The sequence below is a fragment of the Streptomyces sp. NPDC093064 genome, from assembly GCF_044754605.1.
GTDB lineage: Bacteria > Actinomycetota > Actinomycetes > Streptomycetales > Streptomycetaceae > Streptomyces.
This window is the reverse complement of sequence record NZ_JBIVPK010000003.1, coordinates 123,103-149,217: the sequence shown is the minus strand read 5'-3', so window position 1 is coordinate 149,217 and position 26,115 is coordinate 123,103. Positions and strand designations below refer to the sequence as shown.

Below are 26,115 nucleotides of genomic sequence, written 5' to 3'. Positions count from 1 at the left end.
TCCTTAACTACTGGCGCGCAGCCGGCGCGAGATGACGTAGTTGACCACGCCGATCACGATCAGGATCAGGAACATCGTCCAGGCGATCGCGGAGGCCCGGCCCAGGTGCTGGTTCACCCAGCCCTGCTCGTACAGGTACAGGCCCAGCGTCTGGAACTGGTGCTCGGCACCGCCGGAGGCGCCCTTGTTGGCGTCGAACAGCAGCGGCTCGCCGAAGACCTGGCTGGCGCCGATGGTCGAGACCACGGCGGTGAACAGGATGGTCGGACGCAGCTGCGGCAGGGTGACGTGGAAGAACTGCCGGAACCGGTTGGCACCGTCCAGGGCCGCCGACTCGTACAGGTCGTTCGGGATGGCCTGCATCGCCGCGAGGTAGATCAGCGCGTTGTAGCCCGTCCAGCGCCAGATGATGATCGTGGAGACGGCTATCTGGGAGGGCCACTTGTCGTTCTGCCAGTCGACGTGGTCGAAGCCGACCGAGTGCAGCACCCAGTTGATCATGCCGTAGTCGCGCCCGAAGAGCAGCACGAAGACCAGGGATGCGGCGGCGATCGAGGTCGCGTACGGCGCGAGCATCGCGACCCGGTAGAAGGTCGAGGCGCGCAGCCGGTAGTTCAGGATGTGCGCCAGGCCCATCGCCATCAGCAACTGCGGGACCGTGGAGATGATGCCGATGGTCAGGGTGTTCCGCGCCGCGTTCCAGAAGAAGTCGTCGTCGAAGATCCGGGTGTAGTTGCGCAGCCCCGCCCACTCCATGTCGGTCGGCGCCGTCAACTCCACGGTGTGCAGCGAGGCCCACGCCGTGTAGAGCAGCGGGAACAGCCCGAAGGCGACGAACAGGAGGAAGAACGGCGAGACGAACGCGTACGGGCTCCACCGCATGTCCCGCTGCCAGCGGCGGGACAGCCGCGCCCGGCGCCGGTGCTCCGCGTCGGCGGTGTCGGTCCCCGCCGGGCGGCCCGGGGCCGCGCCCCCCTCCTCGGGGGGCGCGGCGGTGTCGTGCCGGGTGGCCATACCGGTCACTTCTCCAGGTTGTTGTCGATGGTCTTCGTGGCCGTCGTCCACGCGTCGGCGGGCGACTTGCCCTTCGTCACAAGGAAGACGCCGTTGTCCGTCAGACCCTGCTGGATGATCTGGTCCTTCGGGCCGATCACCTGGACCGGGATGGACTTGGCGGCCTCGGCGAAGATCTTGCCGATGGGCGCGTCACCGGTCATCTCGTTCTTCGCGCCGGTGACCGACGACATGTCGTAGGCGGCCGGCGCGCTCGGGAAGCTGCCCTGGACGGCGAACAGCTTCGCCTGCTGCTCGGGAGCCGTCAGCCAGGCGATGAACTCCGTCGCCTCCTTCACGTGCTTGCCGCTCTTGGGCACGGCCAGGAAAGAACCGCCCCAGTTACCGCCCTTCGGCGGCACGGCCACGTCCCACTTGCCGGCCGCGTCCGACTTCGACTTGCCCTTGATGTAGCCGAGCATCCACGGCGGGCAGGCCATGGTGGCGAACTTGTTGTTCGCAATCGTCTGGTCCCAGGTCGGCTGGAACTGCGTCTGCGACTGGAGCAGCCCCTCCTGGGCGGCCTTGGCGGTCAGGTCGAAGGCGGCCTTGACGGCGGGGTTCGTCTTGTAGATGACGTTGCCGGAGGAGTCGTAGAACTTCTCCTCCTCACTGCTGAGGATCGCGTTGATCAGACCGCCGGGGGAGTCCATGAAGTAGGTGCCCTTGGGCGCCTTCTTCTTGAACGTCTCGCCCGTGGCGACGAACTTGTTCCAGTCACCCGCCCACAGCTTGGCGACCGCCTCGCGGTCGGTGGGCAGACCGGCCTGCTGGAAGAGGTCCTTGCGGTAGCAGAGCGCCATCGGGCCGATGTCCGTGCCGAGACCGATGGTCTGGTCGTCCTTGGTGGTGGCCTGCTGCCACTTCCAGTCCAGCCAGTTGCTCTTGTTCACGCCCGAGGCCTTGGAGAGGTCCTCGAACTTGCTCGCCTGGGTGGCGACGACCTCGGCGATGTTGCCGACCTCGACGGCCTGGACGTCCATCAGGCCGCTGCTGGTGGTGAGGTGGTTGACGAGCGCCGGGTAGTAGTTCTCATTGCGCTCGGTGACGTTTTCCTGAATCTTGATGTTGGGGTGCAGCTTCTCGTACTCGGCGTAGAGGCCGGCCTCCTTGAAGCCCATCGTGCCGAAGAGGCCCATCGTGATCGTGACCTTGGCACCGCCGCCGTCGCCACCGCCGTTCGACGAGCCGGACTCGTCTCCGCTGTCGCTGGAGCAGCCGGCCAGCAGCCCGGCGCCCAGCGACGCGGCTGCCGCCAGGACCACCGCCTTGCGGGCGATGGGGGTCCCCCCACTCGAACGAAGCCGAGAATGGGGGAGGAAACGTGCTCGCATTGCGACCTCCTGTTGCCCTGACGTGCCGACCCCCCGGCCAACTGCATGTTGGGCCCGTTTGTACTCGCTGCGGCTCGGGCGGGGAACGTGCGGGTTGTGTATGTGTCAGGTACTGTGGGAGCGCTCCCACCAGTGATGTGTTGAAGAGTCGCGGGTTCGAGCGGGGGTGTCAAGGGTGTGAGCGAGGACAAATGCGTTCAGTTATCGGCCTGTTAACTAACGCGGGAGGGGGAGGTCCTCGATCCGGGTACGCGGAGCCGTCCCGTCCCCCGGGGCCCGCCGCGGCGGCCCCCGGGCACGGCGTCCGCGCTCGGGAGACTGTTACATTCCAGGCCAAGGCGGTTTCGACGGCGGAAGGGCGGAGCCAATGACAGGCCACGGAGCGCGGGGCCGGAGCGGCGGTCGGCCGACCCTCGAAGAGGTCGCCGCGCGGGCCGGCGTCGGCCGCGGCACCGTCTCGCGGGTGATCAACGGCTCGCCCCGGGTCAGCGACGCCACCCGGGCCGCCGTCGAGGCGGCGGTGGCCGAACTCGGCTACGTCCCCAACACGGCCGCTCGCGCCCTCGCCGCCAACCGCACCGACGCGATCGCCCTCGTCGTGCCCGAGCCGGAGACCCGCTTCTTCGCCGAGCCGTACTTCTCGGACATGCTGCGGGGGGTCGGCGCCGGACTGTCGGACACCGAGATGCAGTTGCTGCTGATCTTCGCCGGCAGCGACCAGAAGCGACAGCGGCTGGCCCAGTACCTGGCCGCGCACCGGGTGGACGGCGTCCTGCTCGTCTCGGTGCACGCTGACGACCCGCTGCCGGACATGCTGGCCCAGCTGGAGATCCCGGCCGTGATCAGCGGTCCGCGGTCGGCGGGCGAGACCCTGACCTCGGTGGACTCCGACAACTACGGAGGCGCCCGCTCCGCCGTGGAGCACCTGATGGCCCGCGGTCGCCGCACCGTCGCCCACATCACCGGCCACATGGACGTCTACGGTGCCCAGCGCCGCGTCGACGGCTACCGCGAGGCCCTGCGGGGCGCGGGTCTGGAGGTGGACGAACTCCTCGTGGCCCAGGGGGACTTCACCGAGGGCGGCGGCCGCCGCGCGATGACGCGCCTGCTGGAGCACCGCCCCGACCTGGACGCCGTCTTCGCCGCCTCCGACGTCACGGCGGCCGGCGCCCGCCAGGTGCTGCGCGAGGCGGGCCGCCGCATCCCCGACGACGTGGCCCTCGTCGGCTACGACGACTCCGCCATCGCCCGCCACATGGATCCGCCCCTGACCAGCGTCCGCCAGCCCATCGAGGAGATGGGCCGCGCGATGATCGACCTCCTGCTGAACGAGATCGCCGACCGCCGCCCTGCGGTGTCCCGGGGGCTGGAGCGACGGCAACTCGTGCTGCCTACGGAGCTGATGGTGCGGACGTCGTCGTAGCGGGCCTCGGGCCGCCGCGTCAGGTGGCTCCCGCCGCGACGAGGAGGGCGACGGTCTCGGAATGGGAATCGGCGACCGCCCACTCCAGGGGAGTGCGGCCCGTGCCGTGATCCTCACGAAGATTCGGATCGGCACCGTGCGCCAGCAGTTCGCGCACGGTCTCGGTGTGCCCCCAGCAGGCGGCCGCGCACAGGGGCGTGCCCTCCGATCCGTGCCCGCTCTCGGCGTCCGGGCAGGCCCCGGCCGCGAGGAGCAGCCGGGCCATCTCGACCTGCCCTTGCACGGACGCCACATAGAGCGGGGTGGTGCCCTCCCTGTCCGCTCGCCCCGGATCGGCACCGGCCCGCAACAGCGCCTCCGCGCGGGCGGTGTCGCCCAGCATGGCCGCCGTGACGAGGTGACCGGAGAGCTTCTTGCGCCGCCGTCGGTTCATGACTGCCGAGGTTACCGGCCCGGCACGCGGTCCTGGGCCGGTCAGGAGGAAGCGGAACCACCGTCGGCCCCATGCGCTGACGCCTGGCGGGCGCCCGGGCGGGCCGGGACGGCGGTCGGCGCCGCCGGAGCGGCGGGCGCCGGGGCGGCCTGCCCGCAACTGACACGAAAAGACCGGTGACCTGGAATATCAGGTCACCGGCCTCTCGGTGAAGGGTGAGTGACGGGACTCGAACCCGCGGCATCCTGGACCACAACCAGGTGCTCTACCAGCTGAGCTACACCCACCATGACCGGTCAGAGGGATTCTGCGGTTTCCCCGACCGGCCGAGAAGAAGTCTACAGGGTCGGAAGGGGTGCTCGCGTACGGGTTTCGCGGCGCCCCTTCGCGGAGCCCCGCTACGCCTGCTGAGCAGGCAGGACGTGCTTCGCCGCGATCGCCTTGGCGGTGTCGGAGTCGGGACCGGGCTGCGGGACGAAGACGGCCTCGCGGTAGTAGCGCAACTCCGCGATGGACTCGCGGATGTCGGCCAGGGCACGGTGGTTGCCGTTCTTCTCCGGGCTGTTGAAGTACGCCCGCGGGTACCAGCGCCGGGCCAGCTCCTTGATCGAGGACACGTCCACGATCCGGTAGTGGAGATAGCCCTCCAGCGTCGGCATGTCGCGCAGCAGGAAGCCGCGATCGGTGCCGACCGAGTTTCCGCACAGCGGGGCCTTGCCGGGCTCCTTGACGTACTCCCGCACGTAGGCCAGCACCTGCTCCTCGGCGTCCTTGAGCGTCGTGCCGCCGGCCAGCTCGGTGAGCAGGCCGGACGCGGTGTGCATCTCACGCACCACCTCCGGCATCGTCTCCAGCGCCGAGTCCGGCGGCCGGATGACGATGTCGACTCCCTCGCCGAGCACGTTCAGCTCGGAGTCGGTGACGAGGGCGGCCACCTCGATGAGCGCGTCGTCGGACAGCGAGAGGCCGGTCATCTCGCAGTCGATCCACACCATGCGATCGTTCATGTGTCTCACCTTACGGCGCCGCGCCGCGACCCGGACCGACCGTGCGGCGCCCTTGTCGGACAACGGCAGGCGCGGCCCCGCGCCGGGACGGCCGGGCGGACGGGACCAAGGAGGCCCGTCCACCCTGCAGCCGTGGGTCAGGAGCCGCCGCGCTGGCCCGGAACGCTCGCCGACAGGGCCGCCGTGCGGCGCGCCTGGTGGGGCACCTGACCCTCCGGGTGGAAGGAGGGCAGCGGCGACGCGGGCCCGGCCGGTGCCGCCGCTGAGTGCGGTCCCGGGCCGCCCGGCATGCCGGCCGTCCCCGACACGAGGTCGCCGTCTCCCGGCCGCTCGTTCTGCGGCCGCCGCGCCCGGTAGGCCGCCCGGTACGCCGCCGGGGACGAGCCCAGCTGCCGTCGGAAGTGGCCGCGCAGCGCCACGGGGGAGCGGAAGCCGCAGCGGCCCGCCACCTCGTCGACCGAGTAGTCGGACGTCTCCAGCAGCCGCTGCGCCTGGAGCACCCGCTGGGTGATCAGCCACTGCAGCGGCGCGCTCCCGGTCAGGGAGCGGAAGCGGCGGTCGAACGTACGTCGGCTCATGTAGGCCCGCGCCGCCAGCGTCTCCACGTCGAACTGCTCGTGGAGGTGCTCCAGCGCCCAGGCGACGACCTCGGCGAGCGGGTCGGCGCCGATCTCCTCTGGTAAAGAGCGGTCCAGGTAGCGTTCCTGGCCTCCGCTCCGGCGAGGCGGGACCACCAGCCGCCGGGCCAGCGCGCCCGCCGCCTCGTTGCCGTGGTCCGAGCGCACGATGTGCAGGCACAGGTCGATCCCGGCCGCCGTACCTGCCGACGTCAGCACATCGCCGTCGTCGACGAACAGCTCTCTGGGATCCACGTGCACCGACGGATAGCGCTTGGCCAGCGTCGGCGCGTACATCCAGTGCGTGGTCGCCGGCCGGCCGTCCAGCAGCCCGGCCGCGGCGAGTACGAACGCCCCGGTGCACAGGCCCACGATGCGGGCCCCCTCCTCGTGCGCCCGGCGCAGCGCGTCGAGCGCCTCCTCCGGCGGCGGCGAGGTGATCGAGCGCCAGGCCGGCACGACGACCGTGCCCGCCCGCGAGATCGCCTCCAGGCCGTGCGGTGTGGTGAGTTCCAGGCCCCCTGTGGTCCGCAGCGGGCCTTCCTCGCCGCCGCACACCAGCAATCGGTAGCGCGGTACGCCGGCGTCCTGGCGGTCAACCCCGAACACCGACAACGGTATGGAACTCTCGAAGATGGGGCCGCCGCTGAACAGCAGCACCGCGACGATCTCCTTGCGGCGTCGCCCGGAAAGCTTCCGGGCCGCGGTTTCCGGCGCGGCAGTGGAGTCGTGGCTCATACTGCTAAGCCCCCCTCGGTGGTCGCGGCTCCTCGGTTGTGTCGCTCCTGCACGTTTCCCCTCGGTCCTGCACGAGTCCCCCGCCGTAAGACAGTCAAGATCGAATCTACTGCGTCCCGCAGTGCCGTGTTGACCAGTTCGTCACCCGGCACATTGTCGACATGGCAACTTGGCGTGAAGCATTCGATCACGAAGCGTTGCACTCGGGGAGCGCGCAGGGAAGTGCGCCTCCTGGTGGTGGCCAATCCACGTAGGGTGCGCGGTGCCGCGGAGGCCCTTTCCGTGCAGGTCGAACGGGGGGTGAGGGGTGCTTCGGCCGGAGAATGCACGGATGCGGGAAGTTGGCTGAAAAGCTACGTCCGCGTGCGCAAAAACCGGTCAGCCGACCGGTGCCGTTCCGCCCGGGTGCCGACCACCCCGGTGGGCCCCGGTCCCCGTCCGTGGTGGCGGCCCCGGTGCGGGGCGCGCTCCTCGGCGCGCAGCCGGGCCGCCCCGCGTTCGGAGCGGCGCAGCAGCGCCCGACAGGCCCCGGTGGCGGCCGCGAGGCCCAGGCCGGTGCCGGTGACGCCGGCGAACGACGTGCCGTACCAGAGCAGGGCCACGGGGACGAGTACGCAGCTGAAGACGGCCCAGCGCACCACTTCGCCCGCGGTGTCGCCCATGGCGCCGTGCTCCCCGTCGGCCGCGGCGCGCTGCCCGGTGTCCTGCGCGATGCCCGGTGTGGTGTCCTGTGCGGGGCCCGGGTGTCGGTCGGGGGCGGTGCGGGCTCCGGACACGGCGTGCTCCCTACGGCGGCGGTTCTCCGGGTTCAACGCCCGTTCGATCGGCCGGTCACTGTGTGGCACCGTGCGGGCTCCACGCCGCCGCCCGGTACCCCGCGCGACTCCCCAATGGCGCCCCGCCGTTACCGTGATCCTGTCCGCCGCGGAAAGTGAATCCCGTACAAACCGCCTGTACGGGGCACCAACCATTGCGTTGCGGGCGTGGCTCGTGCATGCTCCGGTGAACCGCCACGGAGAGTGCGCGGGATCTGGGCTAAGGAGGCGTGCCGCCGTACCCTTGGGGGTATGGGGACGGGAAGACCATTCCCGGACACAGCTTCGCCGCAGACTGTCGTCCCCGACAAAGGATCACATCCCCGAGACAGCCATGGCCGGTCACGAATTCTTCGAACCCGCGGACCGCAAGCGACCGCTCGCCGACCCCACGGCGGCCGATCCCCAGGCGGCGGAAGAGCCACGTCATCCCTGCGATCCGGCGTTCAAGCACGGCGTCGTCGTCGGCTTCGACGGATCCACCTCCAGTGAGCGCGCCCTCGCCTACGCGATCGGCATGGCGCAGCGCACCCACTCGGGCCTGATCATCGTGCACGTCGCCAACCGGCTGCCCACCACGGTGTGGGCGGGCTGCGAGCCCCCCGTCTTCGTGGACGTGCCGGACCACCGCACCGAGGTCCTCGGTCTCGAACTCGCCTGCGCGGAGTACCTGGCGGAGGTGCCCTGGATCCTCGTCGAGCGCGGCGGCGACATCTGCCACGAACTCGAAGAGGTGGGCAAGGAGTACGAGGCGGACGCGATCGTCGTGGGCTCCACGCACGGGCTCGTGGGGCGCCTGTTCGGCTCGGTCGCGGGCCGGCTCGCCAAGCGCGCGCAGCGGCCGGTCGTCGTCATCCCCTAGCCGGTTCCGGCCCGATCGGGCCGACGTTGGCCAAATCCCCTTCCGGCCATGACTTTCCGCGAAGCTACTCGCACGTAGAGGTGTTTGTGCCCTTGTGAAGGGCATATACCGGTCACCGCACAACTGCGCAGGCATGAAGGGAGCTTGCCGTGGCCAACGACGTCTCTGCGGGAAGCACCACGACCACCATCCTCGGCCGACTCGCCCTCGGTGTCACCCTGCTGGCCTTCGGCCTCGGGTACACCGAAGTCATCAACGGAGTGACGGCGAACGACTCGGTGACACTCGCTCACTATGTGGGCGGCGTCGCGCTGTTCGTCGCCGGACTGCTGGCCTTCCGCGATCGCGACACCGCGACCGGTACGGCCTACTGCGCGCTCGGCGCCCTCTGGTTCACCTGGGCCGTCTCGGCGGGCAACCAGGTCTCCGGCAACGGCGCGGGGCTTTTCCTGCTCCTGTTCGCCCTCGTGGCCCTGACGTTGACGCTCGCCGGCGGCGACGTGCTCGGACAGGGCACCTACGGGCTGCTCTTCGTCTCCCTGGTGCTGCTCGCCATCGCGCGCTTCGCCGACAACGGCGGCCTGGCGAAGGTGGGCGGCTGGTTCGCCGTGGCGGCCGGAGCGGTCGCCTGGTACGCGGCCACGGCGGCGCTCGCCCACTGGCCCACGCAACTTCCGCGACGCGCTGCCGGCCGGGGGGTGACGGCCACCGGTTAGCTGCGCAGGCTGGGGGGTTGGGATGCTCCCCGCCGATGGAGACGGACCCCCGCGTGATGGGTGGCACACGTGGGGGTCCGGTCTGTTTGTTCTGCCTGTGCGGGTGCGTGGGGGGCTGGTCGCGCCCCCGCGGCGGAGCCGCATGTCGATACAGCCCCGCGCCCCTTCGGCGCCCCTGCGGGGCGATCTGTCGGGGCGCCGTTGACGGCTTGCTCTTACTCCACCGTTACCGACTTGGCCAGGTTGCGGGGCTTGTCGATGTCTCGGCCCAGGGCCAGTGCCGTGTGGTAGGCGAGGAGTTGAAGGGGGATGCCCATGAGGATCGGGTCCAGTTCGTCCTCGTTCTTGGGCACGACGATCGTCTCGTCGGCCTTCTCCTGCTCCTGGTGGGCGACGGCGAGGATCCTGCCGCTGCGGGCCTTGATCTCCTCCATGGCCGCGCGGTTCTTCTCCAGCAGGTCGTCGTCCGGCACGATCGCCACCGTCGGCAGGGCGGGCTCGATCAGGGCCAGCGGGCCGTGCTTGAGCTCGGAGGCCGGGTAGGCCTCGGCGTGGATGTAGGAGACCTCCTTGAGCTTCAGGGAGGCCTCACGGGCCACCGGGTAGCCCCGGACCCGGCCGATGAAGAGCATCGAGCGAGCGTCGGCGTAGTCCTGGGCCAGCCGCTCGATCTCCTCCTCCTGCTTCATGATCTCGGAGATCTGCGCCGGCAGCCTGCGCAGGCCCTCGATGATCCGCTTGCCGTCGCGCACCGACAGGTCGCGGATGCGGCCCAGGTGCAGGGCGAGCAGCGCGAAGGCGACGCAGGTGTTGGTGAAGCACTTGGTGGACACCACGCAGACCTCGGGCCCGGCGTGCACATAGATGCCGCCGTCCGCCTCGCGGGCGATGGCGGAGCCCACCACGTTGACGACGCCGAGCACCCGCGCGCCCTTGCGCTTGAGTTCCTGCACGGCCGCCAGCACGTCGTACGTCTCACCGGACTGGGAGACCGCGATGTAGAGCGTGTCGGGGTCGACCACCGCGTTGCGGTAGCGGAACTCGGAGGCCGGCTCGGCGTCGGCGGGGATGCGGGCCAGCTCCTCGATCATCTGGGCGCCGATCATGCCCGCGTGGTAGGAGGTGCCGCAGCCGAGGATCTTGACCCGGCGCACCGCGCGCGCCTCGCGGGCGTCGAGGTTGATGCCGCCGAGGTGCACGGTGGCGAACCGGTCGTCGATCCGGCCGCGCAGCACCCGGTCCACGGCCTCGGCCTGCTCGTGGATCTCCTTGTGCATGTAGGTGTCGTGGCCGCCCATGTCGTAGGAGGCGGCCTCCCACTCCACGGTGGTCGGCTCGGCGGTGGTGCGGGTTCCCTCGGTGGTGTACGTACGGAAGTCGTCGGCCTTGAGGGTGGCCATCTCGCCGTCGTCGAGGGTGACTATCTGCCGGGTGTGGGTGACCAGCGCGGCGATGTCGGAGGCGACGAACATCTCCTTCTCGCCGATGCCGAGCACGACCGGCGAGCCGTTGCGGGCCACCACGATGCGGTCGGTGAAGTCGGCGTGCAGGACGGCGATGCCGTAGGTGCCCTCGACCTGACGGACGGCGGCGCGGACCTTCTCCTCGAGCGTCTCGGCCTCGGAGCGGGCGATGAGGTGGGTGAGCACCTCGGTGTCGGTCTCGGAGAGGAACTCCACGCCGTCCGCCTGAAGCTTGCGGCGCAGGTCGGAGGCGTTGTCGATGATGCCGTTGTGCACGACGGCGACCTTGTTGTCGGCCGACATGTGCGGGTGGGCGTTCACGTCGGAGGGGGCGCCGTGGGTGGCCCAGCGGGTGTGGGCGATGCCGGTGGTGCCCTTGAAGCGCGCCGGGACCTTGGCCTCCAGGTCGCGGACCCGCCCCTTGGCCTTGACCATCTTCAGGCCGGCCGTCTTCGGCGAGGTGACGGCGATGCCCGCGGAGTCGTAGCCGCGGTACTCCAGACGCTGAAGGCCTTCCAGGAGCAGGGGGGCGACGTCACGCTTGCCGATGTATCCGACGATTCCGCACATGTACAGGTATCCCTCAGCCGTAGACGATCCGGCGCAGCTGCCGGAGGGAGAGTTCCGGCGGTGCCACCGCCCGGTATTTCAGGTCCGCCCCGATCCGTTCGAAGATCTCCGCGTTCACCAGGCCCTGGGCCTGGAGCTCGCGGTGGCGGCGACGGACGAACCCTTCGGTCGTCTCGTCGAAGTAGGCGAGCACGTCCTGGACCACCCGCAGCGCCTCGCCCCGGTTCAGGGGCGTGGACCGCGTCAGGTGATCAACAAGTTCGTCGTGCACCCGGTGGATTCTGGAGTAAGGGACGGGCTTTCGCAAGAAACCTGCCCGATTTCGGGCAGGGGTGTTGGTGTGATTGTAGGGGTGAGGTGGTGGCGGCGCCCGGAGCGGTTCTCACATGCGTCTGAGGACCGCCTGCTTGGCCAGGGTGAACTCCTCGTCCGTGAGCACTCCCGCGCGGTGCAGCTCGCCCAGTTCGCGCAGCCGCCGCAGCAGGGCGTCGTGGTCCTCCTCGGCCCCCTCGGCGCTCCGGTCGGCGGCCACGGCCTCCATCGCGGCGGGCCCGCCCGGCACGGCCCCGTCCACAGTCCCGTCCACGGGCGCGGACGGATGCGGCAGCCGGGCCTGTACGGCCGCCGCGACCAGCGCCATCAGCGGGTCCTTCTTGAAGCCCCACAGCTCCACGGCGTTCGGGTCGTGCTTGGGCGGGACGTCGGCGGGCGCGCCCCGCACGGTGAGGCGCAGGAAGCCGTTCTCCAGCCCGGCGGCGGGCAGCCACTCCACCGCGGTGATGTCGGCCAGCGCGAGCGTGCGGGCCCCGTTGGCGGCCTTGGCGTCCTCCGTCTTCCAGTTCCACTCCAGACGCACCCGCTCGCCGTCGAAGCTCGCCGTGCCGTCCCCGGCCGACACCGACAGCGGCAGCGCGGGACCGGGCAGCAGGTACTCCGTCACCGGGTCCGAGGGCACCTGCTCCAGCCGCAGGGCGTCACGGACGACGTCCACGAAGTACTCGGCGACCCCGTAGCGCTCGGACTCGACCAGCAGCTGATAGGGGTCGTGCGGCTCGGTCAGCCGGCCCGCGGTCGCGTGCAGCAGCGGATCGGCGCCGTCGCGCAACCGCAGCCTGAGCCGCCCGGCCCGCTTGCCCTGCTCGAACGAAACGCCCGCCAGAGCGGCGAGCGGTACGCGGATCTCACCCAGGGTCCGGCGCAGCGGACCGACGTTCTTGTCCCGTCCCGGGGTCAGTCTCAGGGCGTCGCCGTCCAGGACCCACGTGCCGTCGCTCTGGATGATTTCCGTCATGGGGAGATTGTTTCACCGCATCTGCGAGAGAGTGGTCTATACCGTCGGGGCTCATGGAGTCCCCGAGCCGAACGAAGGGAGCGCATGTGAGACGGCACCACAGCACGACTCCCCGCAGAATCCGGATGCCCAGGACGAGCCGGGCCCTGGGCGCGCTGCTGCTCGTGGCGGCCGCCGGAGCCTTCACCGTGGGCGCCGCGCCCGCCGGGAAGGCGGCGCCCGCAGCGGCCGCGACACCGCTGGGCCAGGTGGTCCCGGCCCCCGCCTCCGTCCGGGCGGGTGGATCCCCGTACCGCATCACGGCGGGCACCCACATCCGCGTCGACGGCTCCCGTGGGGCGCGCCAGGTGGGTGAGTACCTCGCGGACGTCCTGCGGCCCTCCACCGGCTACCGCCTGCCTCTCACCACACAGGGTGACGGCGGCATTCGGCTGCGGCTGGCCAAGGGATCGTACGGCGCCGAGGGCTACCGGCTGGACAGCGCGGCGAGCGGGGTGACGATCACCGCCGGGGAGCCGGCCGGCCTCTTCCACGGTGTGCAGACCCTGCGGCAGCTGCTGCCCCCGGCCGTCGAGAAGAAGTCCGTGCAGTCGGGCCCGTGGCTGGTCGCCGGCGGCACCATCCAGGACAGCCCGCGCTACGCCTACCGGGGCGCCATGCTCGACGTCTCCCGGCACTTCTTCACCGTCGCGCAGGTCAAGCGCTACATCGACGAACTCGCCCTCTACAAGATCAACAAGCTGCATCTGCACCTGAGCGACGACCAGGGCTGGCGCATCGCCATCGACTCCTGGCCGCGCCTGGCGACCCACGGCGGCTCCACGCAGGTCGGCGGCGGCGCGGGCGGCCACTACACCAAGGCCGACTACAAGGAGATCGTCCGCTACGCCGCCTCCCGCCACCTGGAGGTCGTGCCCGAGATCGACATGCCCGGCCACACCAACGCGGCCCTCTCCTCCTACGCGGAGCTGAACTGCGACGGCGTGGCACCGCCGCTGTACACCGGCACCAACGTCGGGTTCAGCTCGCTGTGCGTGTCCAAGGACATCACGTACGACTTCGTGGACGACGTCATCCGCGAGCTGGCCGCCCTCACCCCCGGCCGCTACCTGCACATCGGCGGCGACGAGGCGCACTCCACGAGTCACGACGACTACGCGAAGTTCATGAACCGGGTGCAGCCGATCGTCGCCAAGTACGGCAAGACGGTGATCGGCTGGCACCAGCTGACCGGCTCCACCCCGGCCAAGGGCGCGCTCGCCCAGTACTGGGGCCTGGACTCCACCAGCGCCGCGGAGAAGGCGCAGGTCGCCCAGGCCGCGCAGAACGGCACCGGGCTGATCCTGTCCCCGGCCGACCGGGTGTACCTCGACATGAAGTACACCAAGGACACCCCGCTCGGACTGGCCTGGGCGGGCTACGTCGAGGTGCAGCGGTCCTACGACTGGGACCCGGGCAACTACCTGCCGGGCGCGCCCGCCTCCGCGGTGCGCGGTGTCGAGGCCCCGCTGTGGTCGGAGACCCTGTCCACCTCCGCCCACATCGACGCCATGGCCTTCCCCCGGCTGCCCGGCGTCGCCGAACTCGGCTGGTCGCCCGCGGCCACGCACGACTGGAACACCTACAAGACGCGCCTGGCGGCCCAGGCGCCACGCTGGGAGGCCCTCGGGATCGGGTACTACCGCTCCCCGCAGGTGCCCTGGCCCGCGCAGTAGGAACAGCGGGAGGACAAAAGGCGACGGGAACCCCGGAGGACCGTACTCCGGGGTGCCCGTCCGTCCGTGCCGGGGCTCACCGCCCCGCGAGGGGGTTCCGCAGGGTCCCGACCAGCTGGAGCGCCCCGGAGGGGTCCGCGAGGTCCACCATCTGCCGGTTGTCGCGCAGTTGGAGCCGGTTGAGGCAGGACAGCGCGAACTCGGGGGCGAACAGGTCGTACTGCCGGAACTTCCAGGCGAGTTCGGGCACCGACTCCTGGTACTCGCGGACCGTCTCGGCGACCGTCCGCCAGAAGTCGTCCTCCTCCAGGATCCCCTCGGAGGCGAGGCCCGCGGCCAGGAAGCGGAAGAAGCAGTCGAAGACGTCCGTGAAGAGGGACAGCAGCTTCTTGTCCTCCGGGACCTCCACCCGGATCCGCCGCACCTCGGGCGGCAGCGCGGCGTCCGGGTCCAGCACCGCGATCTCCTCGGCGATGTCCTTGAAGACCGCCCGGCGCACCTCGCCGTCCCGAAGCACCAGGATCACGTTCTCGCCGTGCGGCATGAACACCAGGTCGTAGGCGTAGAAGCTGTGCAGGAGAGGAGTGAGGTAGGCGCGCAGACAGCCGCGCAGCCACTGCCTCGGGGACAGCCCGGAGCGATCGATCAGCGCACCCGCGAAGGACGCGCCCTCGTGGTCCACGTGCAGCAGCGAGGCCATGGTGGCCAGGGACTCGCCGTCCCGCAGCGAGGGCACCGGGCTCTCGCGCCACAGCGCGGCCAGCATCTTCCGGTACGGCGAGTAGCGGTCCGTCGCCTCCTCGTACTCCAGGTGCCGGTAGCCGACGGCCGCCCGCTCGCGGATGATCGTCAGGCCGGTCGACTTCAGTACCGGGTCGTCGGCGATGAGCTGGGCCAGCCAGTCGTTGATGGCCGGGGTGGCCTCCATGTAGGCGGCCGACAGTCCGCGCATGAAGCCCATGTTGAGCACGGACAGCGCGGTCTTGACGTAGTGCCGGTGCGGGTTCGTGCGGTTGAAGAAGGTCCGGATGGACTGCTGGGCCAGGTACTCGTCGTCGCCCTCGCCCAGGCAGACCAGGAGCCGGCGGGCGATCTCGGCGGCGAAGGTGACGGTGAGCTTGTTCCACCACTGCCAGGGGTGGACGGGGATGAGCAGGTAGTCGGCGGGGTCGAGGCCCTGGCCGGTGAGGCGGGCGTGGAAGCGTTCGACGGTCTCCGCGCCCAGCTCCTCGCGCAGGAAGGCCTCGTACTCGATGCCGACGCCCGCCGTGAACGCCGCCCGTGAGCGGTGCGCTGCCAGCCACACCAGCCGGACGGGGCTCGCGGTCTCGGGGGCGTACGACAGGTACTCGTGGACCCCGAAGCCGAGCCGCCCGTTGTTGGCGACGAAGCAGGGGTGGCCCTCGGTCATGCCGCTCTCGATGTCCTGGAAGGAGCCCTTCGCCAGCTCGGCCGAGGTGACCTGCGGCTTGGCGAGCTTGTAGCAGGTGCTCGCCAGGGTGGAGGAGATCTCCTCCAGGTAGATCGGGAGGATCTCGTCGCTCAGCCCCAGCGACGCCCTGAACTCGATGAAGAAGTCCAGTGCGGCGAGCGGCAGTTCGGCGCCGTCGCGCCGGCGGGTGATCGAGTCCGGGTCCACCTGCCAGTGGTCGAGGGCGCGGCGGACGGCGGTGAAGCGGTAGTGGGTGAGGCCGTCGTCGCCGTGGACGACCCAGTGGTCTCCGTCAGGCCGGGGAGCGAGCAGCCGCTCGTGCGTGAACTCGGCGAGCGCCTTGCGTATGAGCAGGCGGTTGGCGGTCTCCCAGCGCTCCGGGGAGAGATGGGACACGGCGTCGGCGAGGGTCATGCCGTCACCCCCGTGGCCGCGGTGAACTGCTCCCGGGTGCAGAAGCTCAGCAACGCCGTCTTCTCCGGCTTGCCGATCTCGCGTTCCGGCACGAACCCGACGGCCGTGTTCAGCGCCTGCACGGCCTTGTTGCGCACGTCGGGCTCCACCACGACCCGGCGCGTCGCCGGATCCTCGAACAGCTGCCGCATCACGGCGGTGAGCACGGCCCGGGTGAACCCGTGCACCGGCGTGTCACTCGGCGCGACCAGGAAGTGCATGCCGACGTCGCCGGGTTCCGGCTCGTACAGCCCCACCAGCTCGCGGTGGGCCGGGTCGTACCGCTCCATCAGGAAGGCGGGCTCGCCGTCGTGCAGGCCGAGGAAGGCGTCGTGGTGGCGGTCGGCGGCGATCTCCATGTAGGCGCGCTCGACGTCCGTGAGCGTCGCGTCCCGCATCATCCAGAACGCCGCCTTGGGATGGGTGACCCAGCCGTGCAGCAGCTCGGCGTCCTTGAGCGGGTCGAGCGGACGGATCGTGAAGGTCATACGGCGAACTCCTGGAAAGCGATGGTCTTCTCGACCGGGTAGTGCTCGGTGCCGAGCAGCTCGCGGATGATGCAGCTGTTGCGGTACGCGCCCATGCCCAGGTCGGGGCTGGTGACGCTGTGGGTGTGCACGCCGGCGTTCTGGAGGAAGACGCCCCGGCCGGTGACGTCGATGGCGTAGTTGCGGCCGACGTCGTGGTTGCCGTGCGAGTCGTAGCGCAGCCGGTCCCGGATCGGCTTCAGGAACTCCGGTTCGGCGTACCGGTAGCCGGTGGCCAGGACCAGGCCCTCGGAGCGCAGTTCGAAGTCCTTCCCCTGTTCCTCCTGGCGGAAGGTGAGGGTGTACGCGCCGTCGTGGTGGACCGCCCCGGTGAGCGCGGAGTTGGTGAGCAGGCGGGTGGGGACCGGGCCGCCGAGGTTCTTCTGGTAGAGCAGGTCGAAGATCTCGTCGATCAGGGTGCCGTCGATGCCCTTGAACAGGCCCTTCTGCCGCTCGGTGAGACGGTAGCGGGTCTCCTCCGGCAGCGCGTGGTAGTAGTCGATGTACTCCGGGGAGGTCATCTCCAGCGTGAGCTTGGTGTACTCCAGCGGGAAGAAGCGCGGGGAGCGGGTGACCCAGTTCAGCCGGTAGCCGTGGACGTCGATCTCGCCAAGTAGGTCGTAGTAGATCTCGGCGGCGGACTGGCCGCTGCCGACCAGCGTGATCGACTCCTTGCACTGGAGCGCCGCCTTGTGCTCCAGGTAGCGGGAGTTGTGCAGGTGGTCGCCGGGCAGGTCGCGGCAGGCCTCGGGAAGGTACGGAGGCGTGCCCGTGCCGAGCACCAGCCGGCGGGCGCGGTACGCGGCTCCGGTGTGCGTCCGCACGGTGTACAGCTCGTCGCCCTCGTCGTACGTCACCTCGGTGACCGTCGTGCCGAAGCGGACGCTGCTCAGCCGGGACGCGGCCCAGCGGCAGTAGTCGTCGTACTCGACGCGCAGCGGGTAGAAGCTCTCCCGGATGTAGAACGAGTACAGACGGCCCTTCTCCTTCAGGTAGTTCAGGAAGGAGAACGGGGAAGTCGGGTCGGCCAGGGTGACCAGGTCCGACATGAACGGGGTCTGGAGGTGGGCGCCGTCGAGGAACATTCCCGAGTGCCACTCGAAGCCGGGCTTGGACTCCAGGAAGACGCCGTTCAGTTCGGCGATCGGCTCGGTGAGGCAGGCCAGGCCGAGGTTGAAGGGGCCCAGACCGATCCCCACGAAGTCGTAGGCGGTCTGGGGCTGTTCCGGGGCCCCGGGGGCCTCGGTCGCTTCAGGACGCGCGGTCAAGGGACTCTCCCAGGTACTGCTCGGCGTGGCCGGCGATCAGGTCGAGGACGGCGGTGAGGTCGTCGGTGGTGGTCTCGGGGTTGAGCAGGGTGAACTTCAGGTAGTGGCGGCCGGCGACCTTGGTGCCCGCGACGGCCGCGGCGCCGGAGGCGAACAGGGCCTTGCGGGCGTAGAGGTTGGCGCGGTCGATCTCGGCCGGGTCGGTGACGGCCGCCGGGATGTAGCGGAAGACCAAGGTGGACAGCGCCGGCTCGACGACGACGTCGAAGCGCGGGTCGGAGGCGAGCAGTTTCCAGCCCCCGGCGGCCAGGTCGCACACCTCGTCGAAGAGCTGTCCGACGCCGTCGGCGCCCATCACGCGCAGGGTCATCCACAGTTTGAGGGCGTCGAAGCGGCGGGTGGTCTGGAGGGACTTGTCGACCTGGTTGGGGATGCGCTCGGTCACCGCGCGACGCGGGTTGAGGTAGTCCGCGTGATAGGTGGCGTGCCGCAGGACCGAGGCGTCCCGGACCAGAACAGCGGAGGAACTCACCGGCTGGAAGAAGGACTTGTGGTAGTCGACGGTCACCGAGTCGGCGCGTTCGATGCCGGCCAGCATCTCGCGCCGGGTGGGGGAGACCAGCAGTCCGCAGCCGTAGGCCGCGTCGACGTGCAGCCAGGTGCCGAACCGCTCGCAGAGTTCTGCGATCTCGGGCAGCGGGTCGACGGAGCCGAAGTCGGTGGTGCCGGCGGTGGCGACCACGGCCATCGGGACCAGTCCGTCGCGGCGGCAGCGCTCCAACTCGTGAGCGAGCGCGAGGGTCTGCATGCGCTGGTCGCGGTCGACCGGGACGCAGACCACGGACTCGGGTCCCAGGCCGAGCAGTCGGGCGGATGTGCGCACACTGAAGTGGCTCGCCTCGGAGGTGAGGATCCGCAGCCTGGAGAGGGCGTCGCTCCCGGTCTCCTCGCGGGCCAGCAGCAGCGCCTGGAGGTTGGACTGGGTACCGCCGGAGGTGAACACACCGTCGGCGTCGGGGCCGAGGCCGATGCGGGCGGACGTCCAGTCGATGAGCCTGCGCTCGATCAGGGTGCCGCCCGCCGACTGGTCCCAGGTGTCGAGGGAGGAGTTGACGGCGGACAGGATGGCCTCGCCGAGCACCGCCGGGATGACGACCGGGCAGTTGAGGTGGGCGAGGTAGCGGGGGTGGTGAAAGTAGACGGCGTCCTGGAGGTAGACCTCCTCCAGTTCGTCGAGGGCCGCCGTGGTGTCGTTCAAGGGCCGGTCGAGGTCGATCCGCTCGATACGGGGGGCGAGGGCGTCTGCGGTCACGCCCGTGAACGGCCGGTCGGTGGTGGCCAGTCGGGCGGCCACCCGCTCCACTCCTTCTTTCACGGACCGTCGGTAGTGCTCCGCGGTCAGGTCATTGAGCAGGTGTGAGCGCATGTGGGGGGTCCTCCGGTGGGGTGGGGACGGTCCGTGCGGGACGGGAAAGCGGCACCGTTCGCGCGATCAACTTAGGTTAGCCTAACCTGAGTTGCTCTCAAGGCGGCGCCACCCGCGCCGTGACCGGTGTCACTCCTGTGCGCGCAACTGCTCCTCGCTCAGGCCGTGCCGCCAGTAGCCCACGAAGGTGACGCGGCGCCGGTCGGTCCCGCGCTCGCCGACGAAGTGCCGGCGCAGTGCCCGGACACACCCGGACTCACCCGCGAGCCAGACGTACGGCTGTGCGCCGTCGGGGAGTTGGGTGTCGCGCAGGGCGTCGAGCGCCATCGGGGGCCCCTCCGGGCGGCCCGGCTCGCGCACCAGCCAGGTGACCTCGGCGTCGGCGTCGGTCACCACGTCCTGGATGTCGCCCGCGTGCCCCACCTCCAGCCAGGCGCTCACCCGTGTGCCGGCCGGCAGGGACTCCAGGATCGCGGTCGCCGCGGGCACGGCGGTCTCGTCGCCCCACATCACCACCAGATCGGTGTCCTCGGGCGGGCGGAAGCGGATCGCCCGGTTGTCCGCGACCGCCGGACCGAGCAGCAGGACGCGGTCGCCCGGCATGGCACGGGCGGCCCAGCGGGAGGCGGGACCGGCGGGCACCGCGGCGCCGGGCTCCATGCCGTGCAGGGCGAAGTCGATGTCGATCTCGTCGGGCTCGCCAGGTCCGCGGCGCAGGGACCGCAGGGTGTACGAACGCATCACCGCCCGTACGTCGTCGGGGAGTTCGCGCCAGCCCTGCCACCAACTCTCGCCGAGTTCGAGCGGCACCACCGGCTCGGACTGGCCCGGGTGCGGCAGGAACAGGGAGAGGGACTGGTCGCGTCCGCCGGAGTGGAACGCGTGCAGATCGGGCCCGGCGAAGGTGACCCGCACGAGCGACGGGCCGAGCCGCCTCGTCCGTACGACCTGGAGGGAGAAGAAACGGAACGGGGCGGCCACGGCCGTCGTCATGGGTGCTCCTGAGTCATCGTCAGGGTGCGTGTATGTGGGGGGTGATGCGTGCGCGGGGGCGCGGGTCGGCTCAGGCGACCTTCTTCGCCGTCTCGATGGCCTTCGCGAGGACCTCGAGCAGCGGGGTGCACTTGTCGTAGGACAGGATCGGCTCGGGGTTGCGGGCGATGACCTGCCGCGCCTTGACCGCGGGGAGCTTCTGCCAGGTGCCCTGGGTGATGTCGGCGGGCTGGATGGCCGAGGTGCGGTTGTCCATCATGATGATGTCCGCCGCGTACTTGTTGGCGTTTTCCCAGCTCAGGGACTCGTACCAGCCACCGCCCTGCTTCTTGGCGCTCTCCGGGGGCTCGACGAAGTTCACGCCGAGGGCCTTGAAGTACTCCAGGTCGATGGAGAGATTGGTGCCGGAGACGTAGAACAGGTCCTGGCTCGCGGAGCCCGCCAGCACCTTGATGTCCGGCTTCGCCCGGGCAGCGGCGCGCAGCCGGGCGGCCGCGTCCTCGAACCGCTTCCTGGCCTGCTTCACCTTGTCGCCGGTGACATCGGCGCCGAGCGACTTGGCCAGCGCGAGCATGCGCTCCAGCGGCTCCGTCAGCTGCCGGTCGTAGACGGAGACCCCGACGGTGGGGGCGCCGACGGCGAGGATCTTCTTCTTCGACTCCTCCGGGACGTACCAGAGGGTGCCCGCGTCGTCGAACATGGTGGAGACGAGCAGGTCGGGGGCGAGGGACGCGTACTTCTCGATGTTGAACTGGCCCCACTCGTTGCCGAGCACCGTCACCTTGCTGACGTCCATGTCGCCGGCCTGTACATCGGCCTTGCCGTCCTTGGTCGTCGTCGGGCCGAAGACGCCCTCGACCCGGACGCCGTAGTCGTGCAGCGCGGCCGCGACCCCGACGAAGGCGACGATGCGCGAGGGAGCCTTGTCGGCCTTCACGGTCTGCCCGCGGTCGTCCTTGAAGGACCAGGGGCCGGACGCGCCGGCCGCCGCCTTGCCGCCCGAGCCGCCGCTTTTCGCGTCACCGTCACCGCAGGCTGCGAGCACGGCAGCGAGGCCGAGGGCGCCGCCCGCGGCGAGGATGCCGCGGCGGGAGAGATGAGTGGCACGGGCGTTGGGCATGGGTGTGACTGCTTTCGAACGGGGCGAAGCGCCCGCCGGACAAAATCGAGGCTAGGTTAGCCTAACCTTAGTAATTGTCCAACGGTCGTCCGTCCCGGGCGAAGGCATGGATGCGCGGCCAGGCCGATCGCCTCACGGGGTTCCGGGGCGGCCGACTGCGGCGCCGGCGTCTCAGGTGGCGGCGCCCTGCTTGCTGGCCAACGCCTCGGCGTCGGCGCGGCGTTGACCGGACAGGGCGTCGACAGGCGCGCCGGCCCCCTCGCCGGGCTCCGCCTCCCGGCCGCCGACTGTGATGTCCTGCGGTGCCGTGCATGCACTCGTCACGCGCACGCGTGTCGCTGCTCGTCAGCGGGGTTCCGTTGATGATGCTCTGTGCCCGGCAGTGGTTACGGGCCCCTGGCCGTACTTGACGGCCTCGTCGGCGAGTGCGTCCAGCGGGTTGAGCTTGCACAGCTCCCACAGGATCGGGGCCTGGGCCAGAGCCTTGCGGATCTTGAGGGTGCGGGCCAGGTTGGTGAAGAGCCAGTCGGCGTCCATCACCGTGTTGAAGGCCTCGGTCGTGGAGACAGCGCGGCCTTGTCGAGGTCGGTGTCCAGGTCGTTCTCCAGCGGACTGCCCGGGTCGAAGTCGCCCTGGCCGGCGTCGCGCCCTGAAGCGACGCCGTAGCCCGAGTTCTCGCCGATGGTCCGCATCACGCCGCGGAAGCGCGCGTTCCTGCGTCCGGCTGCCGGGCGGATCGGGGTCGGCGGGGCCCCGTCCGTCCGGCAGCCGAGGAGATCAGCCGACCAGCCCCAACTCGCGTGCGATCAGCATGCGCTGCACCTCGCTCGTGCCCTCGCCGATCTCGAGGATCTTGGAGTCGCGCCACATGCGGGCCACCGGATACTCGTTCATGAAGCCGTAGCCGCCGTGGACCTGGGTGGCGTCGCGGGCGTTGTCGACGGCGATCGTCGAGGAGTAGAGCTTGGCGAGCGCGGCCTCCTTCTTGAAGGGCTCGCCGGCCACCAGGCGGTAGGCGGCGTCGCGCCAGGCCAGGCGGGAGGTGTGGGCCTTCATCTCCATGTCGGCGATCTTGAACTGGATGGCCTGGTTGGAGCCGATGGGCTTGCCGAAGGCGTGGCGCTCCTTGGCGTACTTGACCGACTCGTCCACACAGCCCTGGGCCAGCCCGGTCGCCAGCGCCGCGATGGCGATCCGCCCCTCGTCGAGGATCCGCAGGAACTGCGCGTAACCGCGGCCCAGTTCGCCCAGCAGGTTCGCCGCCGGCACCCGGACGTCGGCGAAGGACAGCTCACGGGTGTCCGAGGCGTTCCAGCCGACCTTCGAGTAGGCGGGCGCCACCGTGAAGCCGGGCGTGCCGGAGGGGACGATGATCGAGGAGATCTGCGGGCGCCCGTCGGGCTTGTGGCCGGTCACCGCGGTCACCGTCACCAACCCGGTGATGTCCGTGCCCGAGTTGGTGATGAAGCACTTGGTGCCGTTGATCACCCACTCGTCGGTGTCCGGGTCCAGCCGGGCCGTCGTACGCGTCGCGCCCGCGTCCGAACCGCCGTCCGGCTCGGTGAGGCCGAAGGCGCCCAGTATCTCGCCGGAGCACAGCCGCGGCAGCCACTCGCGCTTCTGCTCCTCGGTGCCGAAGAGGTGGATCGGCATGGCGCCGAGCGAGACCCCGGCCTCCAGCGTGATGGCGACCGAGGAGTCCACCCGGGCCAGCTCCTCCAGCGCGATGCCCAGCGCCAGGTAGTCGCCGCCCATGCCGCCGTACTCCTCCGGGAACGGCAGCCCGAACAGACCCATACGGCCCATCTCCCGGACGATCTCGTACGGGAACTCGTGCCGCTCGTAGAGGTCGCCGATCTTCGGGGCGACGACGTCGTGGGCGAACTGCTCCACCGTACGGCGGAGTTCCTCCAGCTCGGGGGAGAGACGGTGGTTCATCGTCGATCACTGCTCCTTGTGGGAGAGGGCACGGAGGGTGCGGGAAGGGCTGGGGCGGCCCAGTTGGTCGGCCATCCATGCGCTGGTGGCGGTCAGGCGGCCGAGGTCGACTCCGGTCTCGATGCCGAGACCCCGCAGCATCCACACGAGGTCCTCGGTGGCGAGGTTGCCGGTGGCGGACTTGGCGTACGGGCAGCCGCCGAGGCCGCCGGCGGAGGCGTCGACGGTCGTGACGCCGTGCTGGAGGGCGGCCAGGGTGTTGGCGAGGGCCTGGCCGTAGGTGTCGTGGAAGTGCACGCCGAGCGCGGAGGTCGGCACGTGCTGCTCGTTGAGCGTGGCCAGCAGCTCCAGGACGTGTCCCGGGGTGGCGACGCCGATCGTGTCCCCGAGGCTCAGCTCGTCGCAGCCCATGTCCAGCAGCGCCCTGCACACGTGAGCGACCTGGTGGAGCGGGACGGCGCCCTCCCAGGGATCGCCGAAGCACATGGAGACATAGCCGCGGACATGGGCGCCCTTCTCCTTCGCGCGGGCCACGACGGGATCGAAGACCGCGAGCGACTCCTCCACCGTGCGGTTGAGGTTGGCCTTGGCGAAGGACTCGGTGGCGCTGGCGAAGACGGCGATGCGGTCCGCTCCCAGGGCGAGCGCGCGCTCCAGCCCGCGCGCATTGGGCACGAGGACCGGCAGACGCACTCCCTTCAGATCTTTGACCTGCGGGAACAGCTCCTCCGCGTCCGCCAGTTGGGGAACCCACTTCGGGTGGACGAAGCTGGTGGCCTCCACGGTGGTCAGGCCCGCGTCGGCGAGGCGGCGGATGAACTCCGCCTTGACCTCGGTCGGCACGGTCGCCTTCTCGTTCTGCAGTCCGTCGCGCGGTCCGACCTCGTGGATCCTGATCCGCGCGGGCAGGTCGGGGGCCGGGACCACCATCGGGAGGCCGGTGTCCGAGGTGCTCAAGCCGTCCGAGGTGTTCATGCCGTCTCCTCCTCCACGGGGGCGATGACCGCCAGGACCTGGTCCATGACGACCGTCGTGCCCGGTGTGACGTCCAGTTCGGTGACGGTGCCGGCGTGCGGCGCGGAGATGACGTGCTCCATCTTCATCGCCTCGACCACCAGCAGGCTCTGCCCCGCGGCCACCTCGTCGCCGACCGCGACCTTCACCACCGTGACCGTGCCCGGCATGGGGGCGGTGAGCGAGTCGGCGCCGGAGTGGGCCGCGCGGCTGAGGGAGGCGGCCACCGGGTCGTGGTCGCGCACGTGCCAGGCGTCGCCGTCGCGGGCCAGCCAGTCGGCGGCGCGGTGGAAGGTGTGGCGGACGCCGTCGAGAGTCACGGACACCGTGTCGTCGGTGACGGTGCGGGTGCCGCGCACCTGGTGAGTGACGGGTTCGAGTCCCGTCACCCGCAGCGGGAACGCCATCGGCTTCGGCTCCCCGCCCAGCCGCCAGCCGCTCGGCACGGAGAACGGGTCGGTCCAGCCCCCGCCCTTCGGCCGCAGGTCCTCCAGCCGTACGGCCGCGGCGGCCTCGTAGACCTCCTCCGGCACCTCCGCGGGGATCAGCTCGTCCGCCACCCGCTCCACCAGCCCGGTGTCCAACTCGCCCGCCACCACGGCCGGGTGGGCCAGCAGCCGGCGCAGGAACCCGGCGTTGGTCTGCACGCCCAGCGTGACCGTCCCGGCGAGGGCCGCCCGCAGTTTCCTGAGCGCGGTGGCGCGGTCCGGGCCGTGGGCGATCACCTTGGACAGCATCGGGTCGTACAGGCTGCCGACCTCCGTGCCCTCGCTGAGCCCGGAGTCGGTGCGCACACCGTCCCCCTCCGGCTCGCGCAGCCCGAGCACCGTGCCGCCCGAGGGCAGGAACCCGCGTGCCGGGTCCTCCGCGCACAGGCGGGCCTCGATCGCGTGACCGGTCAGCCGGACGTCCTCCTGGGCGAACGCCAGCGGCTCGCCCGCCGCCACCCGCAGCTGCCACTCCACCAGGTCGAGCCCCGTGATCAGCTCGGTGACCGGGTGCTCCACCTGGAGGCGGGTGTTCATCTCCATGAAGAAGTACGACGCCGGGTCCCCGCCGGGGACGATGAACTCCACCGTGCCCGCGCCCCGGTACCCGCAGGAGCGGGCCGCCTGGACCGCGGCCTCGCCCATCGCGGCCCGGGTCTCCTCGTCCAGGAGCACGCTCGGCGCCTCCTCGACGATCTTCTGGTGGCGGCGCTGGAGGGAGCACTCGCGCTCGCCGAGGTGCACCACGTTGCCGTGGCCGTCGGCCAGGACCTGGATCTCGATGTGCCGGGGGCGGTCGACCCAGCGCTCGACCAGCAGGGTGTCGTCGCCGAAGGAGGCGCGGGCCTCACGGCGGGCGGCGGCGATCTCCTCGTCGATCAGGCCGGCGTCGCGCACCAGCCGCATGCCCTTGCCGCCGCCGCCGGCGGACGGCTTCAGCAGCACCGGCATGCCGATCCCGCGGGCTGCGCCGGCAAGCTGGGCGTCGGTGAGCCCGGAGCCGCTGGAGCCGGGCACCACCGGCACCCCGGCGGCCTTCACCGTCTCCTTGGCGCGGATCTTGTCGCCCATGAGGGAGATCGCGTCCGCCGAAGGGCCGATGAAGACCAGTCCGGCCTCCTCGCAGGCGCGCGCGAACCCGGCGTTCTCCGCCAGGAAGCCGTACCCCGGGTGGACGGCCTGCGCGCCGGTGCGGGCGGCGGCCTCCAGGATCCGCTCGACGGACAGATAGCTCTCGGCCGCGGGCGCCGGGCCGATCCGGACCGCCGTGTCGGCCTCCCGGACGTGCCGGGCGCCGGCGTCGGCGTCGGAGAAGACGGCCACCGAGCGCACGCCGAGCGCGCGCAGCGTACGGATGACCCGGACGGCGATCTCGCCCCGATTGGCCACCAGAACCGTTTCGAACATCGTCACGAGGTC

25 protein-coding genes and 1 tRNA gene are annotated in these 26,115 nt (G+C 70.7%); 4 read left to right on the top strand and 22 right to left on the bottom strand.

All coding sequences use genetic code 11. The annotated features are described in order from the left end of the window. Window positions 1–3: 3 nt before the first annotated feature. A complete protein-coding gene (locus ACIQFZ_RS05410; protein WP_365427380.1) occupies window positions 4–1,014 on the bottom strand; it encodes a sugar ABC transporter permease in 1,011 nt (336 codons plus the stop codon). 5 nt (window positions 1,015–1,019) lie between these two features. Next, complete coding sequence (locus tag ACIQFZ_RS05405) at window positions 1,020–2,387, bottom strand: extracellular solute-binding protein (protein WP_365773755.1); 1,368 nt, start codon at window positions 2,385–2,387, stop codon at window positions 1,020–1,022. A 367-nt stretch (window positions 2,388–2,754) separates the two neighbouring features. On the opposite strand from ACIQFZ_RS05405, the gene ACIQFZ_RS05400 reads away from it, so the two are divergent. Further along, the gene (locus ACIQFZ_RS05400; RefSeq protein WP_402690664.1) at window positions 2,755–3,810 is read left to right on the top strand and encodes a LacI family DNA-binding transcriptional regulator; all 1,056 of its coding nucleotides are present in this window, start codon (window positions 2,755–2,757) and stop codon (window positions 3,808–3,810) included. A 19-nt stretch (window positions 3,811–3,829) separates the two neighbouring features. Here ACIQFZ_RS05400 and ACIQFZ_RS05395 read toward each other — a convergent pair whose 3' ends face one another. The 5 genes from ACIQFZ_RS05395 to ACIQFZ_RS05375 form a co-directional block, all read right to left on the bottom strand. Then, complete coding sequence (locus tag ACIQFZ_RS05395) at window positions 3,830–4,243, bottom strand: ankyrin repeat domain-containing protein (protein ID WP_365773757.1); 414 nt, start codon at window positions 4,241–4,243, stop codon at window positions 3,830–3,832. Between the two features lie 214 nt (window positions 4,244–4,457). Next, window positions 4,458–4,530 (bottom strand) — tRNA-His (locus tag ACIQFZ_RS05390). 111 nt (window positions 4,531–4,641) lie between these two features. Next, on the bottom strand, window positions 4,642–5,250 hold the full coding sequence (gene orn, locus ACIQFZ_RS05385; protein ID WP_365425027.1) for an oligoribonuclease: 609 nt from the start codon (window positions 5,248–5,250) through the stop codon (window positions 4,642–4,644). A 137-nt stretch (window positions 5,251–5,387) separates the two neighbouring features. After that, window positions 5,388–6,605 (bottom strand): helix-turn-helix domain-containing protein, encoded by a 1,218-nt coding sequence (locus tag ACIQFZ_RS05380; RefSeq protein WP_361415473.1) that lies wholly within the window; start codon window positions 6,603–6,605, stop codon window positions 5,388–5,390. A 353-nt stretch (window positions 6,606–6,958) separates the two neighbouring features. Beyond that, a complete protein-coding gene (locus ACIQFZ_RS05375) occupies window positions 6,959–7,381 on the bottom strand; it encodes a hypothetical protein (RefSeq protein ID WP_402690663.1) in 423 nt (140 codons plus the stop codon). A 373-nt stretch (window positions 7,382–7,754) separates the two neighbouring features. On the opposite strand from ACIQFZ_RS05375, the gene ACIQFZ_RS05370 reads away from it, so the two are divergent. Next, window positions 7,755–8,282, top strand: coding sequence for a universal stress protein (locus ACIQFZ_RS05370; protein ID WP_361415475.1), 528 nt, complete (start codon window positions 7,755–7,757; stop codon window positions 8,280–8,282). 149 nt (window positions 8,283–8,431) lie between these two features. Continuing rightward, on the top strand, window positions 8,432–8,998 hold the full coding sequence (locus ACIQFZ_RS05365; RefSeq protein WP_383055620.1) for a GPR1/FUN34/YaaH family transporter: 567 nt from the start codon (window positions 8,432–8,434) through the stop codon (window positions 8,996–8,998). 215 nt (window positions 8,999–9,213) lie between these two features. Here the strand turns inward: ACIQFZ_RS05365 and glmS are convergent, their stop codons facing one another. The 3 genes from glmS to ACIQFZ_RS05350 form a co-directional block, all read right to left on the bottom strand. Continuing rightward, the gene (gene glmS / locus ACIQFZ_RS05360) at window positions 9,214–11,031 is read right to left on the bottom strand and encodes a glutamine--fructose-6-phosphate transaminase (isomerizing) (protein WP_365425032.1); all 1,818 of its coding nucleotides are present in this window, start codon (window positions 11,029–11,031) and stop codon (window positions 9,214–9,216) included. A 13-nt stretch (window positions 11,032–11,044) separates the two neighbouring features. Continuing rightward, on the bottom strand, window positions 11,045–11,302 hold the full coding sequence (locus tag ACIQFZ_RS05355) for a hypothetical protein (RefSeq protein ID WP_361415479.1): 258 nt from the start codon (window positions 11,300–11,302) through the stop codon (window positions 11,045–11,047). A gap of 111 nt (window positions 11,303–11,413) precedes the next feature. Further along, complete coding sequence (locus tag ACIQFZ_RS05350; protein ID WP_365425034.1) at window positions 11,414–12,322, bottom strand: DUF4429 domain-containing protein; 909 nt, start codon at window positions 12,320–12,322, stop codon at window positions 11,414–11,416. Between the two features lie 125 nt (window positions 12,323–12,447). On the opposite strand from ACIQFZ_RS05350, the gene ACIQFZ_RS05345 reads away from it, so the two are divergent. Then, entirely contained in the window at window positions 12,448–14,037 is a 1,590-nt protein-coding gene (locus ACIQFZ_RS05345) for a beta-N-acetylhexosaminidase (protein ID WP_402690662.1), read from the top strand. A gap of 76 nt (window positions 14,038–14,113) precedes the next feature. Here ACIQFZ_RS05345 and ACIQFZ_RS05340 read toward each other — a convergent pair whose 3' ends face one another. The 12 genes from ACIQFZ_RS05340 to ACIQFZ_RS05285 form a co-directional block, all read right to left on the bottom strand. Then, the gene (locus tag ACIQFZ_RS05340; protein ID WP_402690661.1) at window positions 14,114–15,883 is read right to left on the bottom strand and encodes an IucA/IucC family protein; all 1,770 of its coding nucleotides are present in this window, start codon (window positions 15,881–15,883) and stop codon (window positions 14,114–14,116) included. Further along, window positions 15,880–16,410, bottom strand: coding sequence for a GNAT family N-acetyltransferase (locus tag ACIQFZ_RS05335; protein WP_383055615.1), 531 nt, complete (start codon window positions 16,408–16,410; stop codon window positions 15,880–15,882). The genes ACIQFZ_RS05340 and ACIQFZ_RS05335 overlap by 4 nt, the downstream gene beginning before the upstream one ends. Then, window positions 16,407–17,717 carry a lysine N(6)-hydroxylase/L-ornithine N(5)-oxygenase family protein gene (locus ACIQFZ_RS05330; RefSeq protein WP_402690660.1) on the bottom strand — a complete coding sequence of 437 codons (1,311 nt, stop codon included), beginning with the start codon at window positions 17,715–17,717 and terminating at the stop codon, window positions 16,407–16,409. The genes ACIQFZ_RS05335 and ACIQFZ_RS05330 overlap by 4 nt, the downstream gene beginning before the upstream one ends. After that, window positions 17,701–19,143 (bottom strand): pyridoxal phosphate-dependent decarboxylase family protein, encoded by a 1,443-nt coding sequence (locus ACIQFZ_RS05325; protein ID WP_402690659.1) that lies wholly within the window; start codon window positions 19,141–19,143, stop codon window positions 17,701–17,703. The genes ACIQFZ_RS05330 and ACIQFZ_RS05325 overlap by 17 nt, the downstream gene beginning before the upstream one ends. Before the next feature lie 129 nt (window positions 19,144–19,272). Further along, window positions 19,273–20,136, bottom strand: coding sequence for a siderophore-interacting protein (locus tag ACIQFZ_RS05320; RefSeq protein WP_383055611.1), 864 nt, complete (start codon window positions 20,134–20,136; stop codon window positions 19,273–19,275). Between the two features lie 70 nt (window positions 20,137–20,206). Next, entirely contained in the window at window positions 20,207–21,256 is a 1,050-nt protein-coding gene (locus ACIQFZ_RS05315) for an ABC transporter substrate-binding protein (protein ID WP_402690658.1), read from the bottom strand. Window positions 21,257–21,427: 171 nt separating this feature from the next. Next, on the bottom strand, window positions 21,428–21,580 hold the full coding sequence (locus tag ACIQFZ_RS05310) for a hypothetical protein (protein ID WP_402690657.1): 153 nt from the start codon (window positions 21,578–21,580) through the stop codon (window positions 21,428–21,430). A 21-nt stretch (window positions 21,581–21,601) separates the two neighbouring features. Then, window positions 21,602–21,793, bottom strand: a complete 192-nt coding sequence (locus ACIQFZ_RS05305; protein WP_402690656.1) for a hypothetical protein — start codon at window positions 21,791–21,793, stop codon at window positions 21,602–21,604. Continuing rightward, entirely contained in the window at window positions 21,793–21,951 is a 159-nt protein-coding gene (locus ACIQFZ_RS05300) for a hypothetical protein (RefSeq protein WP_365425053.1), read from the bottom strand. Before ACIQFZ_RS05300 ends, ACIQFZ_RS05305 begins: the two co-directional genes overlap by 1 nt. Before the next feature lie 82 nt (window positions 21,952–22,033). Continuing rightward, a complete protein-coding gene (locus ACIQFZ_RS05295; protein WP_361415501.1) occupies window positions 22,034–23,194 on the bottom strand; it encodes an acyl-CoA dehydrogenase family protein in 1,161 nt (386 codons plus the stop codon). Between the two features lie 6 nt (window positions 23,195–23,200). Beyond that, window positions 23,201–24,169: a hydroxymethylglutaryl-CoA lyase gene (locus ACIQFZ_RS05290; protein WP_365434860.1), complete on the bottom strand. Its 969-nt coding sequence runs from the start codon at window positions 24,167–24,169 to the stop codon at window positions 23,201–23,203. Beyond that, the gene (locus ACIQFZ_RS05285) at window positions 24,166–26,103 is read right to left on the bottom strand and encodes an acetyl/propionyl/methylcrotonyl-CoA carboxylase subunit alpha (protein ID WP_402690748.1); all 1,938 of its coding nucleotides are present in this window, start codon (window positions 26,101–26,103) and stop codon (window positions 24,166–24,168) included. The genes ACIQFZ_RS05290 and ACIQFZ_RS05285 overlap by 4 nt, the downstream gene beginning before the upstream one ends. Window positions 26,104–26,115: the final 12 nt, after the last annotated feature.